General features: G+C 34.9%; 7 protein-coding genes and 1 pseudogene. 1 reads left to right on the forward strand and 7 read right to left on the reverse strand.

Going from position 1 to position 7,962, the window contains the following annotated elements; all coding sequences use genetic code 11:
• Window positions 1-338 (reverse strand): hypothetical protein (locus B2S90_RS08860; protein ID WP_286696916.1); only part of this gene is annotated, 338 nt, incomplete at its 3' end.
• 220 nt (window positions 339-558) lie between these two features.
• Window positions 559-2,985 carry a GH25 family lysozyme gene (locus tag B2S90_RS08865; RefSeq protein WP_286696917.1) on the reverse strand — a complete coding sequence of 809 codons (2,427 nt, stop codon included), beginning with the start codon at window positions 2,983-2,985 and terminating at the stop codon, window positions 559-561.
• 386 nt (window positions 2,986-3,371) lie between these two features.
• Here B2S90_RS08865 and B2S90_RS08870 point away from each other — a divergent pair, with 386 nt between their 5' ends.
• On the forward strand, window positions 3,372-3,857 hold the full coding sequence (locus tag B2S90_RS08870; RefSeq protein ID WP_286696918.1) for a VanZ family protein: 486 nt from the start codon (window positions 3,372-3,374) through the stop codon (window positions 3,855-3,857).
• Here the strand turns inward: B2S90_RS08870 and B2S90_RS08875 are convergent.
• The 5 genes and pseudogenes from B2S90_RS08875 to B2S90_RS08895 form a co-directional block, all read right to left on the reverse strand.
• Window positions 3,854-4,405, reverse strand: a complete 552-nt coding sequence (locus B2S90_RS08875) for a M15 family metallopeptidase (protein WP_055232995.1) — start codon at window positions 4,403-4,405, stop codon at window positions 3,854-3,856. The genes B2S90_RS08870 and B2S90_RS08875 overlap by 4 nt on opposite strands.
• Window positions 4,406-4,444: 39 nt before the next feature.
• On the reverse strand, window positions 4,445-4,849 hold the full coding sequence (gene atpC, locus B2S90_RS08880) for an ATP synthase F1 subunit epsilon (protein ID WP_055232993.1): 405 nt from the start codon (window positions 4,847-4,849) through the stop codon (window positions 4,445-4,447).
• Window positions 4,842-6,242 carry a F0F1 ATP synthase subunit beta gene (atpD, locus tag B2S90_RS08885; protein ID WP_055232991.1) on the reverse strand — a complete coding sequence of 467 codons (1,401 nt, stop codon included), beginning with the start codon at window positions 6,240-6,242 and terminating at the stop codon, window positions 4,842-4,844. The genes atpC and atpD overlap by 8 nt, the downstream gene beginning before the upstream one ends.
• Window positions 6,243-6,256: 14 nt before the next feature.
• Entirely contained in the window at window positions 6,257-7,111 is an 855-nt protein-coding gene (gene atpG, locus B2S90_RS08890; protein ID WP_055232989.1) for an ATP synthase F1 subunit gamma, read from the reverse strand.
• A 2-nt stretch (window positions 7,112-7,113) separates the two neighbouring features.
• Window positions 7,114-7,962, reverse strand: a pseudogene (locus tag B2S90_RS08895) (F0F1 ATP synthase subunit alpha); the annotation flags it as partial.

The raw sequence follows: 7,962 nt of genomic DNA on the forward strand, positions 1-7,962 counted from the left end.
ATAACATCCCTTGTTTCTTCATTCAAGCGACCCTTATCAATATAGTACCAAGTACCATCAATATAGACTACATCAGTTAACTTTGTATCTACAGTCCCATTCTGTACATAATACTTTTCACCTTCATACTCAGCGAGTCCTTTAAAGTCTTTGTTTACTTCTCCATCTGAATAATAGACAAACTGATTATCTTCATACATAAGTCCAGACTTTGGTGTAATCACATCTTCTGTTGTTTCATCATCTAATGCATAAACAGAATGATTCAAAGCAAGAGGTACCTGAATAACCATAAAAGATAAAATCAAGCCTAATAACAACTTACTTAGTTTCTTCATGAAATGTCGCCTCCTTTCTTTAGAATAGGATTATCATCCCATATTTATTCTACCCTTATAGTTCTTTATAATCAATTATTTGTATCAGATTGTATTTTTATTATACTTAATGTTTAAATACTCCTCTAAACATATCCCTTTATCCACTTTTTTTAGATAAATAATTCTTCTCATAAAAAATATCCTCCTAATAGGAGGATATCGATCATACTCATCATTTCTAAACACGTTTACCATTAACTACTTTATAGTAAGTTCCTTTATTGTTCACCTGGGCATAACCATTGAAGTTCCAGTTTATCTCACCATTTTCTACATAGAAGTAATTACCAGAATGATAAACAAGACCTTTATAGCTATAGTTGATACGTCCATCTTTTACATAATACCAAGTACCTGAGTGTTGGAATAAGCCTGTGTGGTTCCAATCAAGCTTACCTTTCTTCACATAATACCAAGTGCCATAATAATAAACGACATCAGTAAAATTCCAATCTACTTCACCATTTCTCACATAGTACCATGTTTCTCCATATTTCACTAAGTCAGTATAGCCCCAATTGATTTTTCCATGATCCACATAATACCATCTCTTATCATAAAGAACTAAACTACAATAATCCCAGTTGATCACACCATGATCCACATAGAACCATTCATTATTATAATAAATAAGTCCTGAATGACTATAATCTACAACACCCTTCTTAATATAGTACCAAGTACCATCTTCACTTTGTGCAAGTCCTGTATAATTCCAGGCAACCTCACCATTCTTCACACAATATTTTGTCTGATAGTACTGAACAACACCATTGTAGTCCCAATGAATCATACCTTTATGAATATAGTACCAAGTGTTGTTGTAAAGAATTAAGTTGCTGTAGTTCCAGTTAACTGAACCATTATCAAAATAATACCAGTTGTTCTTATAGTAAGTTAATGCGGTATAATTTTCATCTACAATTCCCTTAGTGACATAGAGATAATTTCCACCATTCTCTACAACACCTGTATATTGCGAATTAATCACACCATTCTCAATATAATATCGTTTACCATTATATTTACAAATACCAGTATAACTCTTATCTACCTGACCATTCTTAATATAGTAGTATTTTCCATCCTGTTCATAAAGGTCATTGAAATTATAATCAACCATACTATTTGAAACATAATACAAAGTACCATTTGATTCTACTAAGCCTCGATGATTCCATCTAATCATACTACGATCAACATAATAAATAACTCCATTATATTTAACTAGACTTGTATAGGTCCAGGTAATTTGCCCATTTTCTATATAATACCAATTATTATTGAAATAGTAGAGACTATTAAATCCTGTATCTACTTTTCCACCTTTTATATAATACCAGGTATCACCCGTATAGAATAAATCATTAAATCCATAATCAATCTGACTACTTGAGAAGTAATATTTAATGCCATTATAAGCTGCTACATTATTATACTTCCAGGTAATCATGCTGCTTTCTACATAATAGATATTGTTGTTGTATGGAACCGGACCATTAAATGACCAATCCAATACACCTTTATTGATATAGAACCAGTTCTTATTGTAGTAATACAGGTCAGTAAAGTTCTTATTCACCTTACCTGCATTCAACATATACCAGTTCACACCTGCTTGGGTAAATCCAGTTTTAGAAGTATCCACCTTACCATTCACAACCAGATAATCATTACCATTATAGGATGCAATACCATTATAAGATTTATTGATCTGGTTATTTGTATAATAGTAAAGTCCACCATTGACTTGATGTAATCCATCAGAATATTGAGGTTTATTCACATTAGATGAACCATTAAACGTCTTATACGCATAGTTCAAATCGACACGTCCTGAAATTCCAGGTACGCTACCAGTAGAAGAACATTGCCACATATCATAAGTACCAGTATAAGTACAAGTACTGTTATATTGTGCAACCCACTTCGTCCAGGAAGAGAATCGACTGTCTGTTAAGTAATTCGTAAACCAATCCTTGCTGGCATAAATACCTACTGTATATCCTTTTGCAGATAACTTATTGCAGAATGTTTCCGCAATATCACCAATGCCTGTCTTACTCACTTTATTACGCACTGCATATTCTTCTAAATCATAATAAACAGGATAGCTTAACTTCTTGCCTTGTAATAAGCGAATCGCATGATCTGCTTCACTAGAAGCCTTAGCGACAGTATCTGCATAAGAATACAAATACACACCATAAGGAATATTGTTTTCTACACATCCCTTTACATTCTCTTCCCATCTCTTGTCATCCTGAGATGTTTCATTTGTACCATATCCACATCGAATAATCGCATAATCAACACCTGATTGTTTTACTCTTCTCCAGTCAATCTTTTCATTATGGGTACTTACATCAATACCTTTTGCGATAGCTTTTGAATCCTGAGGCCACGAAGAATCAACTGCCGAACGTAGAAAGAGACTCATAGAATGTCCTTCTCTAGTTTCTCCATCGGTATATCTAAAGCTATTCGCAATATCATTCTTTTCATTATCACTGATATCTTCACTATAGGCTAGTAGAGATGCATTACTTAAAACCATAAAACAAGATAAAATAATAATCCAAAACTTAAAAAGTGTCTTCTTCATAAATGTACTCTCCTTCGCATATCAAAAAATTTTAACATCTACATTATTAATCATCAATTTAGGTAAAATAATTCACATTATTTCCTAAAATTTATGAAAAATGAAAGGGCCGTGCATGAAATATTTTCTTTTGTCTGTTTGATCTCTATTGATTCAATTCTTCTATTTAGTTCTCATATTATTATGGTTTTAACTACTCTTTTTTGAATCCTTAGACATCTATATTACTGATAAATATATTATACCATCACCCTGAATAATCAGTAACCCCCTTATGAAAGTATTTTCATTACTTATATATACTATCATTTGTATATAATTTCTTATTCATTTGTATTTTTTCTTTGCCTGATGTATATTGATACCCTAAGAAAGGAGAAAAAATAATGAAGAAAAAAGTATTACGTATTCTACTCACTCTACTCATCATTGCCTGGATGGGACTTATATTCTTTTTCTCTAGCCAAACAGGTCCAGCAAGTGCATCTTCTTCTCATTCTGTCTTATATCTATTAGGACATATTTCAAAGAGTCTTACAGGGCATGATTTAGTATCTGCATTATCACCTGCAGCTTTTGGTTTCCTAGAATTCATTATTCGTAAATGTGCGCATATGTTTGCGTATTTCATCTTAAGTATTCTCACAATGTCACTTTTGTTTACATATAAAAAATATCCTATACGCTTTAAAGCATGTCTATCTCTACTGATCAGTTTTCTTTATGCCTGTTCAGATGAGATCCACCAGTTCTTTGTAGGAGGGCGCAGTGCAAGTTTTAAAGATGTTCTCATAGATTCCACAGGTGCATGTATTGGAATACTTCTTACATTTATCATTTATATCATAATCAAAAAGGCACAGCATTATTAGCTGTGTCTTTCATTTGGCTTGAATTCTATATAGTCATAAGAATCTTCATCTGTATAATGCCACCATTCTCCCTCATATGCTATGAAGCCATATTTTTCCATTGTCTCTTCTAGCAATAGAACATGTTTAAGAGGACTTCCTGTTAACCATGAATAATCTCTACTTGCCTTACTAGTAAAATCATCAAACTCTGTAGGCATCGCTATTTCACTTCCATCACTCTTTACAAGAGTCACATCAACTACATTTCCAAAATTATGTGTCTTGGGACCATATGTCGGATCAGCAACAAACTCATCATCATGAATAAGTTTCCAGAAGTATTGTTGTGCAGTAAATGGTCTATAAGCATCCCAGATTTTTAAGCTATAACCTATTTCTTTTAACTCTTCCTGAACCTTCTTGAGTTTAAGTGTAGTACCTAGCCTTAAATACGCTTCATCAAAATCATAAACTTTAGTATGTGTAAAATTACGTTCTGTTGCATAACGTAGTTCCACATATATATCAGGAATATAATCCTTCACTCTCACATAATCACTCTTCATAACATCTCCAAAAGAAAATCCAGGGAATAACCCTGGATATTAGTAATTGTTTTTGACATGAATACGTGTAATAGCCTTCTTTAACGCAATTTCAGCACGCTGATAATCGACATCTGGATTCTTTGATCTTAATCTCTCTTCAGCTCTTGCTTTTGCTTCTTCAGCTCTGCGTAAGTCGATTTCTTCTGGTGATTCAATATCATTCACAATAAGTGTAACAGTATTATCACCATCTACATAAACAAATCCACCACCAACAGCGAATTCATATCTGTCTTTATCAATCCTATAATTCATTTCGGCGATTTCCACACCACTCGCCAATGGCATATGGTGAGCAAGTATACCCATCTGACCATCAGTTGTTCTGATGTTCAGAATATCTACGTCTACATCCCTGTAGGTACCTTTAGGAGTGACGATATGTAAATGAAATTTACTCACTTAAAGTTTCAGCTTTCTTTACTGCTTCTTCAATAGTACCTACATTATGGAAAGCCTGCTCTGGTAAATCGTCATATTTGCCTTCTAGAATTTCTTTAAATCCTTTTACTGTATCATCAACATGTACATACTTACCATCTAAACCTGTGAACTGTTCAGCTACAGTAAATGGCTGTGATAAGAAGTTTCTAATTCTTCTTGCACGTGCAACGATAAGTTTATCTTCTTCACTCAATTCATCCATACCAAGAATTGCGATAATATCCTGTAATTCCTGATATTTCTGTAACATCTGAGTTACTCCATGAGCCACTTCATAATGTTCTTTACCAACAACGTTTGGATCAAGACCTCTAGAAGAAGAGTTTAGTGGATCTACTGCAGGGTAAATACCTAATGCTGCAATACTACGATCAAGTACAACTCTTGCATCAAGGTGTGTGAATGTAGTTGCTGGAGCAGGGTCAGTCATATCATCGGCAGGTACATAAACAGCCTGTACTGATGTAATAGAACCCTGTTTAGTTGAAGTAATACGTTCCTGTAACTGACCCATTTCAGTTGCAAGAGTTGGCTGATAACCTGCCTGAGATGGAACACGTCCAAGTAGGGCAGATACTTCTGAACCAGCCTGAGTGAAACGGAAGATATTATCGATGAATAGTAAGACATCCTGTCCCTGTTCATCACGGAAATATTCCGCCATAGTAAGTGCTGATAATGCAACTCTAAGTCTTGATCCAGGTGGTTCATTCATCTGACCAAACACTAGCGTTGTCTTATCTAATACACCACTTTCTTTCATTTCATAGTACAAATCATTACCTTCACGAGAACGTTCACCAACACCGGCGAATACTGATAAACCGTTATGTTCAGTTGCGATATTGTTGATGAATTCCTGGATAAGAACTGTCTTACCTACACCGGCACCACCGAACAATCCGATCTTACCACCCTTGATGAATGGACAGATCAAGTCAACGACTTTAATACCTGTTTCAAGAATTTCAGTTTCTGTTCTCTGATCAGCAAATGTAGGTGCTGATCTATGAATTGGCATATGTTTTTCTTCAGTCAATTCATCTTTACCATCAATAGAATGTCCTAATACGTTGAACATTCTACCAAGTGTTTTATTACCTACTGGAACACTAATAGGTGCATTAGTATCCACAGCATCCATACCTCTTGTTAGACCATCAGTAGGACCCATTGCGATACATCTTACAATATCATCACCAATATGCTGAGCAACTTCTACAGTTAACTCTTCACCATGGTTATCAATTGTAATGGCTGTATTTAGATCTGGAAGATCTTTATCCGCAGCAAACTGTACATCGACAACTGGACCCTGAGCCTTGATAATCTTACCAACATTCAGAGCCATATGGCACCTCCTTCTTATTGTGCATTGGCACCAGCAACGATTTCACTCACTTCACTCGTAATCGCGCTCTGACGTGCCTGGTTGTATTTTAATAACAACTCATCTGTTAATTCATTTGCATTGTCTGTTGCGTTCTTCATAGATGTTCTTCTAGACGCATTTTCTGCAGTCACTGATTCAATCAAGTAACCATAGATAACGGCCTGTAAATACATCGGAATTAAGCTTCCAAGTACTGATTCAGGACTTGGTTCAAACAATGTATCTTTATGGAATTTCTTATCAGAGACAAGATCTTCTGCCTTAAGTGGAAGAAGAGTCACATCTCTAGGTACAAAAGTTAAATCATTCACATATTCTGTATATACAATATGAATAGACTTAATTTCTTTTTTCTTATAGCCTTCTAGAAGTGACGCAACTAATCTCACAACACTTCTAAAATCAAGGGTCGTATTAAGGTCTACATAAGTACCATCTACTTCACCTTTAAAATGTTTCTTAAACTGATTTAAGCCTTTATTACCAATCGCAATAATCTTCTTGGCATCATTCACTGATGCTTCAACCTGCTTAAAGATATTAGAGTTATATCCACCGCATAATCCTAAAGTAGAAGTGATAACGATATAAACATCTTCACCCTTATCATTTAATACTAAATAAGGAGAATCAATATCATTTCCTGCAGAAGATAAGATCTGTGCACAAGTATTCTTTACCTGTGTATAATAAGGCTTCATGTCATTCAACTGATTTCTAGTCTTAGAAAGCTTAGAGCTAGCAACAAGTTCCATAGCTCTTGTGATTTTCTTAGTAGATTCAATTGATTTGATACGACGCTTGATGGCTTGCATCTGCCCAGCCATAATTAAGCCTCAGCTTTCTGTAAGTTTTCGAACTGAGTTGTATAAGCCTTAACAGCTTCCTTCAACTTAGCAGTTAATTCATCAGATAATACTTTCTTTTCTCTGATTTCATCAAGAAGATCACTATGTGCAACAGCAAACTTCTCTACTAAACCATCCATGTATTCCTGTACCTTTTCCACTTTAACATTCTTAACGAATCCATTTTCAAGTGCAAATAGAGTAATGATCTGATCAATAACATCTCTTGGTGCATACTGTGCCTGTTTTAATACTTCACGTACACGTTCACCATGTTCAATCGCATTCTTAGTTGCTGCATCTAAGTCAGAACCAAACTGTGCGAATGACTGCATTTCTTCATACTGTGCTAATTCATACTTCAAGTTTCTAGAAACCTGCTTCATAGCCTTGATCTGTGCTGTAGAACCTACACGTGATACAGATAAACCTGTATCAATAGCAGGTCTGAAACCAGCATTGAATAATTCCTGCTGTAAGAAGATCTGACCATCAGTAATAGAAATAACGTTAGTAGGGATATATGCTGAGATATCCCCTGCCTGTGTTTCAATGATTGGAAGGGCAGTGATAGAACCTCCGCCATTTTCTTCATTTAAACGACAAGATCTTTCTAATAGTCTTGAATGTAAGTAGAATACATCACCTGGATAAGCTTCACGTCCTGGTGGTCTCTTTAATAATAGAGACACTGTACGATAAGCTACGGCATGCTTACTTAAATCATCATAAACGATTAATACATCCTTACCCTGGTCAAGCCATTCTTCAGCAATAGCACAACCAGCATAAGGAGCAATATACTGAACTGGAGCAAGTTCAGAAGCTGA

The sequence above is a fragment of the Catenibacterium sp. UBA627 genome, from assembly GCF_002299355.1.
GTDB lineage: Bacteria > Bacillota_I > Bacilli_A > Erysipelotrichales > Coprobacillaceae > Catenibacterium > Catenibacterium mitsuoka.

Coding starts and splice junctions, on each gene's coding strand:
- B2S90_RS08870 (WP_286696918.1), top strand. CDS start 3,372: ATGAAGAAAAAAGTATTACGTATTCTACTCACTCTACTCATCATTGCC.
- B2S90_RS08865 (WP_286696917.1), bottom strand. CDS start 2,985: ATGAAGAAGACACTTTTTAAGTTTTGGATTATTATTTTATCTTGTTTT.
- atpD (WP_055232991.1), bottom strand. CDS start 6,242: ATGGCTCTGAATGTTGGTAAGATTATCAAGGCTCAGGGTCCAGTTGTC.
- atpG (WP_055232989.1), bottom strand. CDS start 7,111: ATGGCTGGGCAGATGCAAGCCATCAAGCGTCGTATCAAATCAATTGAA.
- B2S90_RS08875 (WP_055232995.1), bottom strand. CDS start 4,405: ATGAAGAGTGATTATGTGAGAGTGAAGGATTATATTCCTGATATATAT.